Annotated in this window: 14 protein-coding genes; 8 read left to right on the top strand and 6 right to left on the bottom strand. The window is 67.7% G+C overall.

The annotated features are described in order from the left end of the window. Window positions 1-7: 7 nt before the first annotated feature. The 5 genes from AB0M88_RS10910 to AB0M88_RS10890 form a co-directional block, all read right to left on the bottom strand. A complete protein-coding gene (locus AB0M88_RS10910) occupies window positions 8-445 on the bottom strand; it encodes an FAD-dependent monooxygenase (RefSeq protein WP_364098790.1) in 438 nt (145 codons plus the stop codon). Window positions 446-517: 72 nt separating this feature from the next. After that, window positions 518-1,741, bottom strand: a complete 1,224-nt coding sequence (locus AB0M88_RS10905; RefSeq protein ID WP_364098787.1) for a CATRA conflict system CASPASE/TPR repeat-associated protein — start codon at window positions 1,739-1,741, stop codon at window positions 518-520. A 5-nt stretch (window positions 1,742-1,746) separates the two neighbouring features. Then, the gene (locus AB0M88_RS10900) at window positions 1,747-3,720 is read right to left on the bottom strand and encodes a CATRA conflict system CASPASE/TPR repeat-associated protein (protein WP_364098784.1); all 1,974 of its coding nucleotides are present in this window, start codon (window positions 3,718-3,720) and stop codon (window positions 1,747-1,749) included. Continuing rightward, on the bottom strand, window positions 3,698-4,039 hold the full coding sequence (locus tag AB0M88_RS10895) for a CATRA system-associated protein (RefSeq protein WP_364098781.1): 342 nt from the start codon (window positions 4,037-4,039) through the stop codon (window positions 3,698-3,700). Before AB0M88_RS10895 ends, AB0M88_RS10900 begins: the two co-directional genes overlap by 23 nt. A gap of 52 nt (window positions 4,040-4,091) precedes the next feature. Then, window positions 4,092-4,673, bottom strand: a complete 582-nt coding sequence (locus tag AB0M88_RS10890; protein WP_364098777.1) for a TIR domain-containing protein — start codon at window positions 4,671-4,673, stop codon at window positions 4,092-4,094. A 22-nt stretch (window positions 4,674-4,695) separates the two neighbouring features. Here AB0M88_RS10890 and AB0M88_RS10885 point away from each other — a divergent pair, with 22 nt between their 5' ends. The 8 genes from AB0M88_RS10885 (at window position 4,696) to AB0M88_RS10850 (ending at window position 18,392) form a co-directional block, all read left to right on the top strand. Beyond that, a complete protein-coding gene (locus AB0M88_RS10885; protein WP_364098774.1) occupies window positions 4,696-5,187 on the top strand; it encodes a hypothetical protein in 492 nt (163 codons plus the stop codon). A 104-nt stretch (window positions 5,188-5,291) separates the two neighbouring features. Continuing rightward, window positions 5,292-5,597, top strand: a complete 306-nt coding sequence (locus tag AB0M88_RS10880; protein WP_364098771.1) for a hypothetical protein — start codon at window positions 5,292-5,294, stop codon at window positions 5,595-5,597. Between the two features lie 216 nt (window positions 5,598-5,813). Next, window positions 5,814-5,987: a hypothetical protein gene (locus AB0M88_RS10875; RefSeq protein ID WP_364098768.1), complete on the top strand. Its 174-nt coding sequence runs from the start codon at window positions 5,814-5,816 to the stop codon at window positions 5,985-5,987. Between the two features lie 80 nt (window positions 5,988-6,067). Beyond that, window positions 6,068-7,873, top strand: a complete 1,806-nt coding sequence (locus AB0M88_RS10870) for an HEXXH motif domain-containing protein (RefSeq protein WP_364098765.1) — start codon at window positions 6,068-6,070, stop codon at window positions 7,871-7,873. A 200-nt stretch (window positions 7,874-8,073) separates the two neighbouring features. Then, window positions 8,074-9,489, top strand: coding sequence for a hypothetical protein (locus AB0M88_RS10865; protein WP_364098762.1), 1,416 nt, complete (start codon window positions 8,074-8,076; stop codon window positions 9,487-9,489). Window positions 9,490-9,534: 45 nt separating this feature from the next. Further along, the gene (gene fxsT / locus AB0M88_RS10860; RefSeq protein WP_364098759.1) at window positions 9,535-13,473 is read left to right on the top strand and encodes an FxSxx-COOH system tetratricopeptide repeat protein; all 3,939 of its coding nucleotides are present in this window, start codon (window positions 9,535-9,537) and stop codon (window positions 13,471-13,473) included. 406 nt (window positions 13,474-13,879) lie between these two features. Continuing rightward, entirely contained in the window at window positions 13,880-14,779 is a 900-nt protein-coding gene (locus AB0M88_RS10855; RefSeq protein ID WP_364098756.1) for an S-4TM family putative pore-forming effector, read from the top strand. A gap of 109 nt (window positions 14,780-14,888) precedes the next feature. Further along, window positions 14,889-18,392 (top strand): tetratricopeptide repeat protein, encoded by a 3,504-nt coding sequence (locus AB0M88_RS10850; RefSeq protein ID WP_364098753.1) that lies wholly within the window; start codon window positions 14,889-14,891, stop codon window positions 18,390-18,392. Here AB0M88_RS10850 and AB0M88_RS10845 read toward each other — a convergent pair. After that, window positions 18,358-18,759: a hypothetical protein gene (locus AB0M88_RS10845; RefSeq protein ID WP_364098750.1), complete on the bottom strand. Its 402-nt coding sequence runs from the start codon at window positions 18,757-18,759 to the stop codon at window positions 18,358-18,360. The genes AB0M88_RS10850 and AB0M88_RS10845 overlap by 35 nt on opposite strands. Window positions 18,760-18,882: the final 123 nt, after the last annotated feature.

Raw genomic sequence — 18,882 nt, 5'->3', positions numbered from 1 at the left:
GTGGCTGTTACGAGCACATTTGGTGGCGGGGTTGTCCACACAGCAGGAGCAACGGGCGGCCGCGATCAGGGGCGCGGTGGCCGGCGCCCTCGCCAAGCGGATAGCGGACGTCGAGCGCGCTCACCATCTCGGCCAGCGACCGGTTGGCATCGGGCAGCGCGATCAACGACTCGAACACCCCGCGAAGCGCCGCGGTCTGCGGATCGACCCGGGTCAGAGCGGTCTGGGCCCGGGTGTTGTCGAGGACGCGGGAGGCGACCGGGCGGCGCTCACCCTCGTACGAGTCAAGAAGGCCGTCGCCGTCCTCGAGTTTCCAGCCCAGGTTGACCACGTCCTGGACGCCGGTGTTGAGGCCCTGGCCGCCGGCCGGGTAGTGGATGTGGGCGGCGTCGCCGGCGGTCGAGCAGGCGGTCGGCGCCGACACCGAAACCGGCCGGGCGGTCATCCACTCCTTCGAAGCACGGTTCCCCGCGCCTTCGCGCTCCTCCGACGACGAGGACACCCCGGCCGGCTGACCTCACCCGGCTCCGGAGCCGGGCCGGCCGCGGGTGTACGCCTCGAGCCCGAGAAACGGACCGGGCGCCAGCCAGGTCGTGCCGTCCGTGTCGGGTTCGCATCCGGCAAGCTTCAGATGCCAGACGATGGAAGCCTTCGTCACCGGTTCGTCGTCCAGCACGATGCCGCCGTCGCGCATGCCCACCGGCAACATCGGGTCCCCCGCTATCACCAGGATCACCTGCCGTTCGGACAGCGCGATGGCGATGCCCGCCTCGAAGACGAGATCCTGACTCGGCCGGAGCGTTCCCGATTCGGACACCTCTTCCGGTGTCGCCACCACGATCGTGGCCTGCGCCAACTGCTGCCCGGCGATCATGACTTCGCGGGTCGTCGGCATCGTCTTGCGGGTGGCCTCGACGCACTCGTTGCGTTCGACCGGTTTGAGATCGATCAGCCGCAGGAAGGCGTGCATCCGGTCGCGTACCTGGGTGTCCGAAGTGCACACGAGGACCCTCCGGGCCAGGTCGGTGACGGGAGCCGGAGCAGGGTTCACGGATGGACGGCGGTGCGCCGGCGCGGGCGACGGATGCAGCAGGCGGCGTGCCGCGGGCGGCAGGTTGGCCTGGCCGTCCGACCAGGTCCAGGCGTTGAGTTCGGCGGCCCGCTCGGCCGCGGCCAATACCACCGTCGACCGCGGGTTGCCCGACTCCACCGCCGAGTAGGCCACCACGTCGGCGCCGATCGGATCGCCGCCGGTCCACCAGCGCTCCGGCAGAGCGACCGGAAGACCGCCGGCAAGCGCCTGGGCAAGCGTCGCGTCGAGATCCTGCGGGGTACCACCCTCGATCTTGGCCTGGTAGAGGTGGGCGCCCCGGAGCAGTTCCGTAGGCCAGGGCGCCGCGACCGTAGACCACTGGCTGACCAGCTCCGACCAGTCGGGCCGGGAGGTGTCACGCGACGAGAGAATCACCGACAGGTTGAGCACGTCGTCCAACCGTCGCGCGATGGCCTGGAAGTCGGCACCGGTGCGCTCTTGCGCCGCCAACACGACCTCGGCGCCGCCGGGCAGATCGGCGAGCGAAGCCGGAAGGTGCTGCGGCCACTGCGGAATGGGATGCTCCATGCCGAGCAGCAGGCGGCATTGCAGCCAGATTCGTCGCGCCTCCGCGTAGGCCTCGTCCGCGCGGGGGCCGGAGAGCGGTGCGAAGACATGTACCACCATCTCGGGGTCGAACACCCTCATGCCGCTCACCGGTTCTCGACGTCCAGAGTTTCGACGAGCCGGCGCGCCTGGATCTGAATGGGTGCCGGGCACGGCAGGGTGGGGCCGCCGCCGACCCGGCCCTGCCGCACCGGGCCCAGCAGCTCGAGCTCGCCGACCGCCGACCCGAGGGCGTCTTCGTCCGACGCCTCCATCGCGTCGAGCGCAACCTGGAGCGTGCGCTCCACGAGGCGCCAGCGCAGCTCGGCCAGTTGCCAGCCGATGACCTTCGTGGCCGCCGCCCGCAGTTCACGGACGAGCCCGGCCGACAGCCCGTCCCGGTCGTCGCCCGTCCACAGCCAGGCCCGCCGGCGGAAATCCTTGACCTCGACCTCGAGGTGTTCGAACTGTTCCGGGGCGAGTTCCGGCCAGCCCTCACCGACCACGTCCTGGTAGAGCCGTTCGGAAACCAGGGCCGCCACGTCCAGCTCAGGCCGGTCGACCATCGTGCGACGCAGTGGTGGGCTGTCCAGCATCCGGCCGATCTCGATGATCGTGTCACCGGAGAAACCCAACGCCGACCGGGCGAACGGACCGACCGAAGCGGACACCCGGAGGCGAAGCCGATCGCGATGTGCCTGGTTGTCAACGGCAAGACGGTTGCGCCAGCCGAAAAGCAGCCGCGGCAACGCCCGGTGCAGCTCGACCTTCGCCGGCATGACGACCATGAGACCGTCACCGGCGTCCTGCCGGTCGGTTTCGTCGAGACGGAGCCCCACATCGTCGAGCACCTGTCCGATCAGTCCGGCCACCCGCTGCTGCACCTCGCTCTTGAGGGGCGCCGGGCGCTTGCTGTAGCCGATCACGTCGACACCGAATCCCAATCGCGTCTCGACGAGATCGGTCAGCAGCGGGCTGATCGGAGTGGCCGCGACCGCGGGCGGATCGAGCAATGTGGAGGCCCGTTGGCCGGGGGCTCCCCCACCCGCCAGCTTGCGCAGCCCGGCCGCGCGTACCCGGGCGGCCTCCAGCACCTCGACGTCGTCGGCCAGCTTCTTCCGGAGCCACTTCTGCAGGGAGTCGTCGGCGGGCAGGAGCTCGGGAAGCACGGCCCGCATGTAACGCGCGCCCGCCTCGACAGTGCGCCGCATCGACGTCAGCTCGTCGAGCGTGCCGACCAGCAATGCCTCGTCGGAGGCCAGCGGTGCCGCGCTGTCACCGGGCTCTATCCGGTTGGCTGTGAGCTCCACCCGGCGGCGCAGGGCTAGTAGTTGGCCACCATCGCCCCGCACGCGGGACTCGTAGCGCAGCCTCGCGGCATGCATCAGATAGCGGCCCAGCGGCGGCAGCGCGCTCCCGCCCGAACTCCAGGTGAGCGCGCTCATCGCCGCGTCACGCTCCGGTTCGGCGAGAATGACGAGCCGGCGATGGGCGCTGTCCCTTCCGGAGGTCACATCCCAGACCACCACGCCCGGGGTCACTTCGCTCGGGCGTCGCCACCACTCGGCGGCGTCGTCCTCCGAGGGCGGAATCGCGGCCCAGGCCTCGGCACCCCAGGCGTTCCAATCGGTGCTCGACGGCGGCCGTTTCGCCTGAAAGACGAGCCCGCTGCCGAGGACCGCGCCGAGGCCCCCGACGGTGAGCTGCGACCACCATCGGGCGAACTCGGCCCACCCGGGCGGGCTGGCCGACCCGATGCGGACGCGGCGGATCGGCGGGGCGGGTGGACTGGCGAAGACCAGCGACACGTTGAGCATGTCGCCCTCGCAGCGGGCTATCAGCTGGTAGCTGACCGCCCGGTCCTGCAGGCCGGCGACCGGGCCGTCGCGCCCGTCCCGCGGTCGCGCCGGCGGCAGTACGGCCGGAACCCCGGTCAGGATCGGCTCGCTCAGATCGAGTTGATCGCGGCACCGGGCCCAGAGCCGCCCGATCTCGGCATAGGCGTCGTCGGCCCGCGGTCCGGCCAGAGGAGCGAAGATATGGGCGACGAACTCCTGCTCAGGAAGGGCGCTTCCGGGCACGGCCGGCCTCCGGCTCGTCGGTACGCAGCAGGCGAACGAGCGCTCGGGTGAGCGCGTTGCAGCGATCCGTGATCGACTCGGGAATCCCGGCGATGGCGCCGACGCCGATGCGCTGAACTCGAGTCGGGCCGTTGCGCTGCAGGTCGGCGACCGCCGACAGCACGGCGGTGGCGTCGCGCCGGTCGATCGTCGAGGCCATCTGGTCAAGGAGCTCCGACACCTGGTCCCAGCGTCTCGGGGCAAGTCGCCAGACCTGGATCTCGTCAAGGATCTCGAGGGCGTCGGCCACCGCCTCTTCGTCCACCTCGGCCGACTCCATCTTCGTCACTCTAGCTTCGACGGACCCGGACGGCGTCCGTCGAAGCGATGACTCATTCCGGCTGCCGGGAACGGATGAGCGCCACCCCGGCCGCGGCGACCGCGCCCGCGACATCGCCGACATGGAGCCAGTCGGTGCCGGAGATGTCGGGCTTCAGACCGGCCGACTCCATGCGCGACACGAGGGCCTTGCGATGCATGGGACTGCCGTCGAACCGCACGACATGTCGGCCCGAGACGTCGGTGAACGCCTTGACCGGACCGACCTCGACCAGGATGGTGCGGTCACGTCCGAGGCAGTCCGCGAAGCCGGCCTCATAGAGCACATTGGGCCGTGCCTGTCCGGCCACGTTCCGCTCGGCGGGCCCGTCGTGGTCGCGCAGCAGGTCGTCGCGCAGGCGCACGAGGTCATCGGGGGTGAACAGCACCAGTGTCGCGGCCGCCATCTCCATGCCGGCCCGCACCACATCACCAATGTACGGATTGGGCTCACCGGTGTGGGCCACGGCCTGCTCCCACTCGACGATGCGCAGACCCAGAGCCCGGATGAAGGTAACCACGGCGGCGATGGTGGCGTCGTCCCGCCCAGCCACCAGGAAGACGCTGCGCTGATCGGCCACATGGCGGTTCGTCACTCCGTGACTCTAGACTGACTCTGTGTCGTTCTGGTCAGACGTGTCCTCCAATCTGGTCGGGACGTTCGCCGGCGCCGGCCTCGCCCTCCTCTCCTCGTGGGGCCTCACCCGCGCATCCACCCGCCGCACCGAGCATCGGCTCGTACAAAGCGTTATCGATCGTCTCGCCCGCAGCCGCGCGCTCACCCATCAACCCGTCGACCAGCGCGGACCGCTGAACACCGCTCAGCAAGAGGATCTGCGCCGCTCGACGGAGTCGATCCTGGCAACGCGTCAATACATCGAGCGGGTGCTCGCCGACCTGGCCGTCGGAAGCCACGCCACCCCGTTCCTGGAGGACGTCTACGGCGCCTGCGCGATCTATCTGCGCCGGGTGGAGACGGAACCCGAAACGTACGCCACCGCACTCGCCGACCTGGCCGCCCGCCTCGCCGGCTCGGTACGTGACCTGTGCCGCACCGACCGGCGACTCGTCGACCGCCGCCCGGGCGAGACAGCGTTCCTGACGCGATAGCGGCCCGCGCGCACTGTCCTCTTGACGGCCAACCGGCTCCAGGTGCGTTCAGGTCTTATCTTCCTCTCTGGCCATGCCCACCGGGCCGGCGAGGAGGCGCACCGATGGTTGGTAACGGGATGGGGGCTGCTGTCGAGCTGGAAGCGGAACTGGCGATGCTGCCGGCGACCTCGACGCCCGGGGCCCGGCGGCACTTCACCGACCTGATCCGGGAACGTGTCGGCGGCGATCTTGACGTGCGGCCGGAGACCGACCGCGCCGGCTACCTGCACGACCTTGTCACGGCACTCCTCATTCGCGCCGGCGGACTTCCCGCCCTGATGGCTGTTGTTTCCCATCTGGGCCCGTCGCCGGCCGAGGAGTCCGCTATCCGTTCGCTGATCGGCCGTTTGGAGATGCCGCCGGAATAGGTGAAACCGTCTCCGCCCCGAGGAGGCGGCGTTACGATCCACCTGACGGTAGGTGATCGCCGTAACGTCACGCTCAGTTTCGACAGGGACGTTACGTTCGGTGCCGATTGGAGCGTTCTTGCCCTGGGCGAGCCACGGACAGGTACTAGTCGAGGGTCAGCTACTATCGCGGCATCGCCAGGCCGCACACGGCCGATCTCGAAGGTGGACACCGGGATGCCCCAGCAGCAGGAAGTCGAAAGCGGGTTACCCGACCTGAGCGGGGTGAGCTTCGCTCACCTCGTCGAGGAGGATCCCGGCACCTTCGAGCGCCAACTGGCCGAGTTCCTGCGCCGCATCGACGAGCCGAGCCAGACGATCAGCGGATATAACCCACAACGGCTGGATTGACCATCTCCGTAACCGGTTTCACCCTATGGTGAGCCGTGTTGCCTTGCCGTGCACGTGCAGATGCAACGAGAATCGGCGCAGTGACCCTCGAACGTCAGGTCGCCGCCGTGCCGGGGCGGACCACCAGCCGTTTTCACCACGTGTCGGCGAGTGACTTCGCCGAGCTGACCAGCGGCGGCGGGACCGCCGCGGCGGTCGATCGCCTGGCCGTGTCGGAGCGCAGCGCACGTTTCGTCGTCCTCTACGGACTGTTGCGCGAGCTGCTCGACCGGGACGTCGATGCCGGCCCGCTTCCCCCGGCCGACCGTGCCCGGCAACTGCTGGCCGAGGTGGAACGCGCCGACCCGCAGGCGGCTGACAGCGCCCTGATGTACCCGCTGACCGGAATCTGGGCCGCCCATCTGTTCCGCCGTCTGCGAGGGGTGGTCAGCGATCCCGCCCCGCTCTGGCTCGATCTCGGCTATCTGCACGCGATCGCCGCCGCTGCCGCGATCTGGGCCGGCATCGACTTCGCGATCGACATTCCGGTCCGGCACGGACTGGCCGTCTTACCGGGCACGGGCTACGCCGATTTCGCCGGGCTCGACTCGGTGACGGCCCGTGTGGAGACTCGCGCCGGCCGGACGACCGTGAGCGCCGAGGACCGGCAAGTGACCATCGCACCGGCCGGCCCGGGCTGGCGAGCCGCGACGGTGTGCGTGGCCGAGACGGCCGGCGCGCGCCTGGAATTCGTCCTCGACGACTTCAATCCCTACCGCGACCTCCGCGGCTACTCCGCACCCGGGCCGCTGTCCACTGAGGACGTGGCCCGCTGGCGTGCCGACGTCGCCGAGGCGTGGGAGATCCTCGTCAAGCAGGATCAGGAGCGGGCCGAGTCGGTGGCGGCCGCCCTGAAGGTCCTCGTGCCGATGCCCGCCGGCAAGCGCTACCGGCCGCTGAGCGCCTCATGCGACGAGGCCTTCGCCGCAGTGGTGGCGTCGCTTCCGGACGACGCCGAACAGCTCGCCGCCACGTTCATCCACGAGACCCAGCACGTACGCCTGGGAGCGCTGCTCCACTTAGCACACTTCGTAACCGAGGATCCCGGTCCCCGCCTTTACGCTCCGTGGCGGGACGACCCACGACCCCTACCCGGATTGATCCAAGGCACCTATGCGTTCACCGGGCTCGTCGCGTTCTTCCGCGGCCGCGGAAATCCCGTAGCCAGGTACGAGTTCGCCCTGTGGCGGCTTCAACTCCACCGGGTTCTCTCCACCCTCGCCGACCACCCCGCGCTGACTCCGCTCGGGCGCCGGCTCGTCGCGAACCTGTCCCAGCCGGTTCGGCAGTGGATGGACGAGTTCGTCGATCCGGAGATCCGGTCGCTCGCCGAAGCCGCGGCCGACGACCACTACTCTCAGTGGCGATGCCATCACCTGCCTGCCGCCTCCGCGACCGTCGAGACAATGACAGCCGCCTGGCTGGCCCGCGCGCCCAGGCCCACGATCTCGGCGACCCCGGATCCGGTGCCGGTGGTCGACCGCGGCGTCGGCCGGCTCGACAGCCGTGCCGTTCTCGCCCGCGTCCGCCTGCGAGAGCCGCAGAGCTTCCGCGCTCTACAAGCGGAACCGGCGACGGGCGCCGATCAAGTGCCGGGCGTCATCGAGGGCGATGTGCACTTCGTCGACGGCGATCACAAGACCGCTCTGGATCTTTACGATCGGCACCTGTCGGCGCATCCGGGAGACCCGCGTGGATGGGTAGGTCTCGGATTGTCGATGGCCGCTCTCGGCGAGACGCCGACGACCCTCCTCAGCCGTCCTGAGCTGGTCCGCGCCGTCGCACTCCGATTGGCCGCGCTCGGCGAGACGGTGGCGGCGCTGTCCCTCGCCTACTGGTTCGGGTAGTACAGGTCGCGGTCGCGACCGTACTATCAGTAGTCTCCGGGTAGCTTCCCGATCGCCGGTTGACGGATCCGCCGTTCCCGCCCACGGTCCCGTCGACCGGCTTTCGGCACAGGAAGGGAGAGACCGGTGCGGGCATTCCTGAGTACCCGACGGTGACGGGGTCATCCTCTCCGCTCGGGCCCGAGCCCTGGGCGCCACATGTGGTCCGCTCGGACATTCAAGCCGGAATCGCCTCCGTGCTCCACCAAAGTGGCAGTTTCAGCACGATCGAGGACCGGACCAGCCTGGTCGAGGGAGTCTCGGCCCGCTCTTCCGGCGATCTGGTGGTGGAGCCGATCGATCACGAGCGCACCCACCTGATGTTCATCGTCCAGGAGTGCGCGGGCGCGGACTGCCTGGAAACTCTCATCGCCGTGTCCGAGGGCTATCTCCGCCCACACCAACTGCTCGATCTGCAACAGCTCCGCGACGAGTGGAACGCGGCGATGATCCTCAGCGACGCCGACTGGCGGCTGCTGCGTACCGAATTGGAATCGTTGCGCCTGGCCAATCTGCACGATCTCTATCGGCGGACCGTTCCGTACGAGTTCCGCCCGCCGCCCTCCTACTGCGTCGATCCGTGGCGGGTGTTCGCCCATCTCGTCGGGCTCAACGGCGGCACCGACCGGGTTCCCCCGTGCATGCTCTTCCTCTGGCTGGTCGCGGACCTGCTTCCCGGCAGCAAAGCGGTTGCGCTGCAAGGCATCCTCGCCCGCCTGGTCCAGAAATGGGACATCGCCGGCGCGTTCCAGCGGGCCTGTTCCGGATTGACCCGCACCACGGTCGGCCGGCGATGGGATCCGACCCTGTTGATCGCCATCGACTTCGACCGGCCGGGATTCTTCTCCGTGATCTCGTGGACGCAATGGGCATCCGATCAGCAGTTCAAACGCGGCCGCGACCGCATCGCCCCGAAAGCCGGTCTGGAGATGGCGGTTCAGGAGATCGTCGCGTCGGCGGAGGCACAGTGGCCGTCCGGGTACGGCAAACTGCGAATTGAGTTCCTGCTTCCTCTCGACCTGCTCAATCTTCCGGTCGAGCAGTGGAGTAAGGAAATGGATCCGGACGACGGCCCCATTCAGCTCTACAAGGACTACCCGGTCGTCGTCCGCAGCCTGGACCGGATCCGTGACCTCCGTCGTCGCCGCGTGTGGCATCAACGGTGGAACACCCTGCACGAGTCGCCGGAGAGCGCCCAGTGGCTTCCGAGCGGGGGTCCTTTGCACTCGCTGCTGGAGGAGATCAGCCGGGACGAGAGGATCGTGACGATGATCCTCAGCGAACCGCCCCCGGGCAGTTCCGACGGAGCCGCCCGGGAAATTCGGATCGCCATCCACACCGGTGTCCCGATCGTCATCTGGCATCGCACCGAAGCGCCGGCATCACCGTTCTACGAACTCATCGAAAGCCTGATTGTCGGCGGTGGGATGGCTGATCTCCCGGATCGTGCATCAAAGTTGAGAATCACGACATCGATGAATGAGGATGACAGAGGAGTCGGTCAAGGGCTCGTCCTTCTCTGGGACGATCCGTCCCGCCTTCCAGGGGAGTTCGGGTCGACCACGAGCGATAGGTAGTAAAAAGTGGCCGAGTCGTCACCACCCGCCGGTCAGGAACGCCCGGTGTCCCGCCTGTCGCTGGACGACGCCCTCCTGATCGAACATCACACGGTCCACCTGCCCGGCGGCGACGCCCGATGGCCGGTAGTCGTCAGCCATCCCGCGGAAAACCCCGTCGCGGACGGGCTGAACCTGCTCGACGGTCCTGAATCGGCCCGGGCCGGGCTCGACCTGGAGGTCGTGGTCGACGACCACTACTCCATGCAGCTCTGGACGGAGACCATCGACGCGTTCGCCGACGGAGCCGCCCAGCTGGAAGCCTTCCGCCGGGTCCGTCGCTGGCGTCTGCGCGTCCCGGTCGGGGCATCCGAGCCGGCCCGGCTCGCCGGTCCGATCGACCCGGAACCGGAACGGCCCGCCCAGAGCCTGATCGACGAGAGCCGAGCGCGGCTGATCCTGCTCTGCACCGACGGCGCCGCTCCCGGATGGCGCCGCGGATACCTCGCCGAGGCCCTGCGCACGTGGGGGCAGACGCACCTGGTCGTCGTCGTGCACATGTTGCCCCAGCAGATCTGGCGCCGCGCCGGCATCGCGGGACAGCGAACCCGGTTGGAGCCACTCGGCGAGGTCCTTGCCAACGCCGTCCTGCAACGGCCGCCCGACGAACCCGCGATCGAACCCGGCGAACCGGCTTCCTCCCTGACCGTGCCGGTGATCGAGCTGGACGGGCCCTGGCTCTACGAGCTGGCCCAGTTGATCGCCGCGGTGCCCCAACCGGAACCGGTCGAGTTCCCCTGCCTCTTCGTCGGCGGTCCCGAGGACGAGGTGCCGGTGACACCGATGCCACCGGCCGGACCGTCATTCGCCGATCCGAGCCAACTCGTGACCCTGTTCCAGGCCGAGGCTTCCCCGCTGGCCGTCGAACTGGCCCGCCGGCTCGCGGCAGCCCCGCTCAACATCCCGATCATGCGGATGCTGCAGGCCCGGCTGATGCCACGGTCACGCCCGGAGCATCTGGCCGAGATCGTCGTGGCCGGCCTCGTTCGCCCGGTCGCGCCCGATCCCGAAGTGGACGAGGCCGGGTTGATCACTCACGCGTTCGTCCGTGGCGCCCGCACCGCGCTGCTCGCCGCGTCCGAACAGCAGACGACGAAACAGGTCGTCCGGCTTCTCGACCAGTATCTCGGCGAGCGGATCCCGATGATCCGCTTGATGGCCGTCGCGATCCGCTCGCCCGCCCTGGCCGAGATCCCCTCGATCCCCTCCGGCCAGCGCCGGCTCGCCGAGATCGAGGCCGTCGTGCTGCGCGCCCTGACCGGACCCTACTTCTCGCTCGCCGTCGAGATCGAGAATCAACTCGCGCGCCCCCGCGGAACGTCGCCCGTCCTGTCGCAGGTCCCGGAGGTCGCCGTGCAACCGAGTCAGGAGACCCTCTCGCCGTTTCCCGGGCCCGCTGCCGGCATCGGCCCGATACGCCCCGCGACCACCGCGCGGGTGCCGGTGATCCTGGGACGGATGCCTCCGCGCAACCCGAACTTCACCGGCCGTCGCGATGTGCTCGAACAGCTCCAGAAACGGCTCGCGCGCGGAACTACGGCCGTTCTTCCGGAGGCGCTGCACGGCATGGGCGGCGTCGGCAAGACCCAGGTCGTCATCGAGTTCGTTTATCAACACCAGTTCGAGTACGAAGTGATCTGGTGGATCTCGGCCGAACAGACCTCGCAGATCGTCTCCGGGATGGTGGAGCTCGCACAGCGCCTCGGGTTGCCGGTACAGGCGGAAGCGGCGGCGGTGCCCTCCGTCCGGGACGCCCTGCGACGCGGGGAACCGTACGCGAAATGGCTTTTGATCTTCGACAACGCGGACAGCCCGGAGGAGGTGACCGAGTTCTTTCCCAACGGTGGGCCCGGCCGCATCCTGGTCACCTCCCGAAACCCGCAATGGTCGAAGGTCGCCCGGCCGATCGAGGTCGATATCTTCCGGCGGGAGGAAAGCATCTCGCTGCTGCGACTGCGCACCGTCCGGCAGACCGGGGAACGGCCGGCGCTGACCGACGAGGACGCCGACAAACTCGCCGAGGTTCTCGGGGACCTACCGCTCGCCATCGAACAGGCCGCGGCCTGGCTCTACGAGACGGGCATGCAGGCCAAGGAATATCTCGAGCTGTTCGCGAGCAAGACCGCCGAACTGATGGCGGGACCGCCGCCGGAGCCCTTCTATCAGATTCCGGTCGCCGCCGCGTGGAACGTCTCCCTCGACCATCTCGCCCGTAGCCGGCCCGCGGCGCTGCGACTTCTGCAGTTGTGTGCCTTCCTAGCCCCGGAACCGATCGCCCGTAACCTGCTGTCGGTGCCCAACGCGGCCCAGATCGAGGACGAACCCGATTCGGCGCTGGGCGACCCGATCATCTTCGGCCGCGCCATTCGCGAGATCAGCCGCTACGCACTCGCCCGCATCGACCACGTCGACAACAACATTCAGCTGCACCGGCTGGTCCAGGCCGTACTCGTTCAGCGCATGACCGAGGCGGAACGGCAGACGATGCGGAGCCGGGCCCACCGCCTTCTCGCCGCGAACGACCCCAACCAGCCCGAGGTCCGCGCGTCGTGGCGCCGGTACGCCGAGCTTCATCCCCACCTGCGGGCCTCCGGCGCGATCACCGACAGCGACGACCGATACGTCCGCCGCCTCGTCATCAACGAGGCCAAATACCACGCCCGGTGGGGCGACCTCCGGGAAAGCCTGTTCATCTCGCGGTCGGCGTACGACGCGTGGGTACCGCAGGCCGGCGAACAACAGCCGGTACAGCGGCTCGAGATCGGCCGGTGGCTCGGATACGTGCTGTTCGCACTGGGCCGCTACGAGGAAGCCGCCGCGCTCAACGACGAATTGCTCGCCATCCATCGGACGCAGTTCGGCGAAGAACACGAGGCGACCTTCGAATCAGTCCAGGCGGTCGCGGCCGACCTGCGGGTGCAGGGCCGATTCCGGGAGGCGGTCGAAAAGTCCCGCGAGGTCTACGACGGATGCCGGTCCGCATTCGGCGAAGACGACCCGATCACCTTGAACGCCGGCCACAACCTCGCGGTAAGCCTGCGTCTGGCGGGTTTGTTCGAGTCGGCGCGCGACCTCGACATCAAGATCTACCACGGCAAAGTGCGGGTCTTCAGTCCGGTCCATGTCGAAAGCCTCGTCGCCATGCGGGGCGTTCTGATCGACCGGCGGCAGCTGGGCGACTATCACGATTCCCGAGACGAATTCGAACTGCTCGCGCACACGTTCGTGGAGCAACTCGGCGATCGCGACCCGCAGACGCTCGAGACCAACCGCAGCCTGTCGGTGACCCGCCGCAAAGCCGGCGACCACCAGGGCGCGCTGGCGCTCTCCCGCGACGCTCTCCACCGGTACGAGGTGGCGCTCGGCGTGGACAATCCGAGCACCCTCGCGGCGGCCCTCAACCTGTCGCTCGACCTGCGCCAGGCCGGCCTTCTCGACGAGGCCGAACAGATCGCCGAAGACAACTTCCGGCGCTTCCGGCAAACCCTGGGCAAGGAGCATCCGCACGCGCTCGCGGCGGGCGGCAACCTCGCCATCATCCTGCGACTGCGCGGAAACCTGGACGACTCCCGGGCACTCAACATCGCGACCGTACGCCGGCTGCAGGACCGGCTCGGCGACTCCCACATTCTGTCGCTGGGCTGCACCACCAACCTGGCCAGCGACCTGTACGCCTCCGGCGAATACCAGGAGGCGTACGACCTCGACGTGGCAAACCTCGAGCGCTACCGCCGCGTATTGGCCGAGGACCATCCCTCCACACTGGCCGCCGCGCTCAACCTCGCCATCGACCTGCAGGCGCTCCACCGCGAGGACGAGGCCCAGGCGGTGTGGCAAGACACGCGCACCCGCTACCACCGGACCCTCCGCGAGCAACACCCGGCAACGGTCGACGCGGAGAACTGGGTGCGGGCGAACTGCGATATGGACCCGATGCCCCTGTAAGGACGCCGGCGTCCGACAGCGAGATGCCCCCACCCGAATCCGGGCGGGGGCATCTTCAGTGGAGCCTGACCAAGGAATCAGCTGTACCTGACCGATCTTGGGGTGTCCCCCTGTATATGGGGTCCCCTCCGGGGATGAGGGTGTCCCTTGCTGGAGAGACCGCATTCGTCGACCCTGAGTTCGGTACCACGAGCTTACTGTCCCCTTCGATCTCGCGGAAGACCAGCACGCGCGGTGATTGCAGCGGTCTGAGCCCGCCGCGGCTCATCCGTGGCCATGTCATCGAGTTACGCAACGCCTCAAGTAGCACCACGAGGGATGGCTGCGGGCCCCTGGCCACTCGCTAGGCTCGCCGTCCATCGATGCGGACATAGCGTGGTACCCGCTAGGCGTCATTGCATGAAGGGTGAAGGACACGATGGCAGGGCTCGCAACGCGGCAAAACACTGACCGCTCCCTCGATCTGCAACGTGCCATCGCGGTCACGCACAAGCGGGCGCAGTGGGTTCACACCACCGCCTTGACGGTCTCCCTCTTAGTGGCGGCTCTTGGCCTGCTCGCCCGCTTGGAACCGAAGGCCATCCCCGCCGTCAGCCTCGTTGGGGCTCTCTGGACAGCGATATACGCGATCGCCCTGGCGCCGTGGGCGGCTCGCTATCAGCGCACCAGCGCGACACTGCAGGAGATGCTCGACACCTCCCTGTTCGGTCAACCGTGGAATCGGGTCCTTGTCGGCCCACCAGTCCCGGAGGAACTGGTTAGCGATCTCAGCAGCCGGTACCGGGACCGCGAGGAATGGGTGCGCGACTACTACATCGTCGCCGTCGTGCCAGCGCCCTACGACGTGCTGTTCTGCCTCGAACAAAACCTCGCTTGGGGCTCGCGAGTGCGCCAGCGATACGGCCAACTCTTGGCCTCGGTGGCCGGGATCTGGGTGCTGGCCGGATTGGTCATCGGGTTTGCCACCGGCGTGCGCGTGCCGGCGCTGATCAGCGCCTGGCTCGTGCCCTCCTTAGGTTTGCTACTGCTGTGCCTCGACACTTACCGGACGCAGCTAGCGAACACCCGAGAACGCACGCGCGTACGGGAGTTAGTGATCGGCCTGACAGCCGACCAACATGGGCCCCGGCTGACACCTGGCCCAGAGTGGGTGGCTTTGGCACGGCAGATACAGGACGTTCTCTTCATCTTGCGCCGGCAGCAGTCGCGTACTCCCGCATGGTTCTTCCGCCGCTATCACGACAGGGACAAACGCGCCTTCGAATATCGGAAGCGGGTGCTAGAGGAGCGCCTCGGACCGCCCTGAGTGTCCGCTTTCCGACAGTCCCCCTTTGATGACAACTGCCAGTATCCAGATGGTGGCAGATGCATGACAGCTGCCGCAGGTTGCTGCGCGAAGCAGAGGAGGCGCTGCCATGTCGAAGGTGGACCGGCTCGCCGAAGCGCTGGGTTCGGCGACGGCCGCGGCCGTCCGTGCGGAGTTCGCCCGCCGCAACAAGTCCATCGACGTCGATCACAGCGGCTGGAAGGCTTCGGGTTACAGTGATGCGAAACTCGTCGCGGTCGTGGTGGGGTACGCGAGTGCGGACAACACCCAGCCGGTGCGCTGCATCGCAAAGATTTGCCCGCCGGGCCCTGGTCCTCTGGAGAGCGCGCGACACTCTGCGGCGCTAAAGCACTACGAGCAGAGGGCATTTGTCGACGAGCATCTCGTCGACATCGCCTTTGATCCGGTCGGCTGCCCTGATGGCAGCGTAGTCATGGGTCAGCACATCGCCGGAGACGACTTCACCGGTATGCACATGCTATCCAAGCTGCATGCTGACCAATTTGGTGCGGTTTGTCGCGAGGTCCGCCGCGGCTTGCTCGAGGACTGGACCGGTTCCAAGTTCATTCTGCGCGAGATGACGGTCCCCAGCCTCCTGGAAATCGAACTTCGCGGCGGAGCAAATGATTGGGCTATCCCGGCCGACATCGCTTGGATCATGACAGACGAAGACGGTGCTCTGCCGAACCCCTTGGCCTGCCTGGACGACCCTGCGCTTTGTGCGAGCTCGCCCGAACCATGGCTAGTCGGGCACACGCACGGCGATCTGCACTTCGAGAACATACTTGTGCCGGTAACCGAGGAAGTTGTCCGCCCTGACCGCTACCGGTTGATCGATCTGTCCGCCTTCGAACCCACAGCGCCGCTGACTCGGGATCCCGCCACGCTCCTTGTCTCCATCCTCGCGCATCAGGTGGGGACTCTCAGCCAGGCCCGGAGGAACGCGCTACTGCGGTACCTGGTGGAACCCAACCCTGGTCTTTCGAATCTACCGAGCGATCTTGCAGCGGTCGTCGACATCCTCAGGAACATCGGAGACGCTCCCTTCGATAGTTGGCTGGGGACGTGGCACAAACAGTTCCGCGTGTCCGTCATGGCCGAGGCCGTCCGGCACAGCACCTACCGCTCGGCAGGCCAGGCGGGACGCTGGTGGTGCCTACGGCTCGCCTGTCTGCTGGCGCGGCAGCAAATGCCGGGGCGCCAGCCGGAGAGCGATCCCGTGCGCTTGACTGCGGAGAAGTTCGCCGCCTCGGGAGCTGGGGGCGATTTGACCGCCCGGCCGATCGTAAATCAGGAGATGACAAGAGCTGAGCTGCGAGTGGCGATCTCACACCGAGGCTCTCCGGTGACGCTCCTCAATGGCCCGGCCGGCGTCGGCAAATCCGCGATCGCCCGCGCAGTCTCTGCCGAGCTGCGGGTCCTTGGGATGCGGGTAGTTGAACGTCGCGCCACCACGCTGCAGCGACCGGACGCCATGGAGATTGTGAAGATCCTCGAGGGCGATGAGGATGGCCAGGGTCCGGTCTTTGAAGAGTCCGTGCACGTCCGGCTCGCCGCAGCGACCGATGCGCTCAACGAGCCTGCTGTGATCGTCATCGACCAAGCCGACGCCCTGCTCGACGACCGGACTCGCACGGTCGTCGACGCCGAACTCGATCAGGCCATTGAGTTCATCGCGACAGAGGCCGGCCACCGGGTCAGGCTGGTCCTTGTCGCCCGGAATCTACCGCGCTCGGCGCACGACTACACCTGGCCGCGGTCGGCGCAGAAAGTACAAGCGCGCGGCCTGAATCAGGCTCACTTCGGCCGTTTACTCAGCCGACTCGACCCGCCCCGCCTGCTCGGTCTCGCTGCCCTGGCTCCGGAGCAGATCGACACTCTCTGCGACCGACTCGGAGGGAACCCTTGGTACGCCTGGTTAGCACAGGTCATCGTCCATTCGACCGGCAGCGAGTACGGAGCTGAGACCCTCGTCGAGGAACTGGCCGAACGTAAGCCGGACGAGGTTCCACGCTTTCTGGCGGACACTTTCAAGGATCAGCTTCACCCTCGGTTAATGCGTCTCCTTGCAGCACTCGTCGCGTTCGGAACACCCGTGGACGCCGACGCTGTCGCCGCGGTCGTCAACGATCTGCCCCCACGCCGTGTCGTGGAGTTGCTGAAGAAGCTGGCGGCACAGCGGGTGATCGACGTGCACGACGGCCGGTACAGCCTGCCGCCTGCGGACCCGTACCGAGTGCTCGACGAGCCGCCGGTGGACGAACAGAGCTGGCAGAGAATGCTGGCGGACGCCGCGAGACAGCTGGGATACCGATGCAAGGTATCCGAGGACGTCCACGGCATCGACGATCTTTATGTGCACTTCGCTCTGATCGACGTCCTGCGCAGAGCTGGCCGGCACGAGGCCGCGCACTCTGTGATGCAGGACGTGGACGAGCTGCTGCGCCGGTGGGACAGCGAAGTGCTGCTGCTCGGTCGTCGCGAGCATATCCGGAAGCATCTCGTGGAACTGAAGCCCAAGATGGCCAACCTAAATGCCCTCGGGAACTTGTATCAGACACGTGGCCGATTCAGAGACGCGCTGGAGGTGTTCACCGAGGCCTTGGCGATCGCGGACACTTTAGATGATGCTGGTAGTCGGCTGCGGATTCGTCTGAACATGGCAGGACTGCTGCGGGATGAGGGCGAGACCGAGGCAGCGACGGAACTGTTTACCCGTGCTGCCAGTGAGGCGGAGCTAGGAGACAATCTCGACGATCAATGTGCTGCTGCCGAAGGGCTCGGCGACTGTCACCGCCGCTGGGGCGACTATCGTGAGGCGCTTGCCCGAGCGGAAGAGGCCCTCGGCCTGGCGCGGCGGTCCGGCTCCGAACAAACGGTCAGCATCGCTCTCAAGCTCGCCCGGTGGTACGCCGAGATCGGGGAGCTCCAAAGGGCGGAGGAGCGCATCGAAGAAGCGGAGAGTGAGGCAAGTGACTTGCCCGACAGCACTCTGCGCACAGCGTGCGCAGATGCCCGAGCCGATCTCCTACTCGACCAGGGCCGGCCTGACGAGGCTCTCCTGTTGGCAGAGGACTCGCTGGCCCGGGCCCGGCGCCAGCGAAGTCTGCTCATCCAGTGCCAGCTACACACCGTTTGCGGCATGGCCCACCTGTGGCGCGAGGACCTGGCTAAGGCGCAGGCGGCCATTGAGGCGGCCTTTCGAATCCGAGTAAAGGGACGGTCGCTGATCGTTCCGGCTTTGCGAGCTCTGGTCGCCGCGCTGGACCACCGCGACGACGATGCCCACCGCTACTTCGACGATCTGGAGGCCGAATCAGAGCGCCGAGGCCACGACACTCGGGATGTTGGCGCCCTGCAGTATCTCGGCTACGCGCACTGCTGGCGTGCCCTCACCAGCGATGCTGCTTTGGAAGCGGCGATCGCAGCCTTCCGGGCCGCGAGGAAGCAGACCCGTCCGGCTGCTCTCGGCACGGAGCGAATGTTCTCGATCCTAGTCGGCCGCCTTGACGGGTGCGGTGACCAGCCCGGCCGTCTTGAACCGGTGCTCGACGCAATCAGCGGAGCCAGCCACGAGCCTGAGCCTGCATGATCGCTTGTAGCCGCCCGGCGACGCCCATCTGCTCGTACATCACCTGCAACATCCGGTACATCGCCCGCTCTGAATAGCCGGCATCACCCGATAGCTGCGCCACGGTGGTGCCGTCGGCCAAGCGCCGCAGCCAGCCGAGTTGTTGGGCGGATGGCGTCGCTGGATCGTCCGTGTCGATCACCCCGCCTGTGGCCAACGCGACTGCGGCGGCCGACGGCAACACGGTCTGCCCGTCGAGCGTCGCCTCGACGGTGCGGCACAGTGTGGTAGCGGTGGCCTTCCGCGGGAGCACCGAGCGTGCACCGGCCCGAATGGCCCGGGCAGCTGTCGCGACATCAAGCTCATCGACTAGCACGATGACGGCCACCTGAAGATCTTCGCCGTGGAGCTGGTCGTGTCGGCGCTCACGGAATTCCCCACCTGTAGCGGTCTGACGCTCACGTAATTCCCCACCCCGTCGCTCACGTAATTCCCCAGGTGGGATAGCTGG

The sequence above is a fragment of the Actinoplanes sp. NPDC051411 genome (assembly GCF_040682075.1).
Lineage (GTDB): Bacteria > Actinomycetota > Actinomycetes > Mycobacteriales > Micromonosporaceae > Actinoplanes.
The sequence above is the reverse complement of the archived record's forward strand: the minus strand, read 5'-3'. Positions and strand labels throughout refer to the sequence as shown.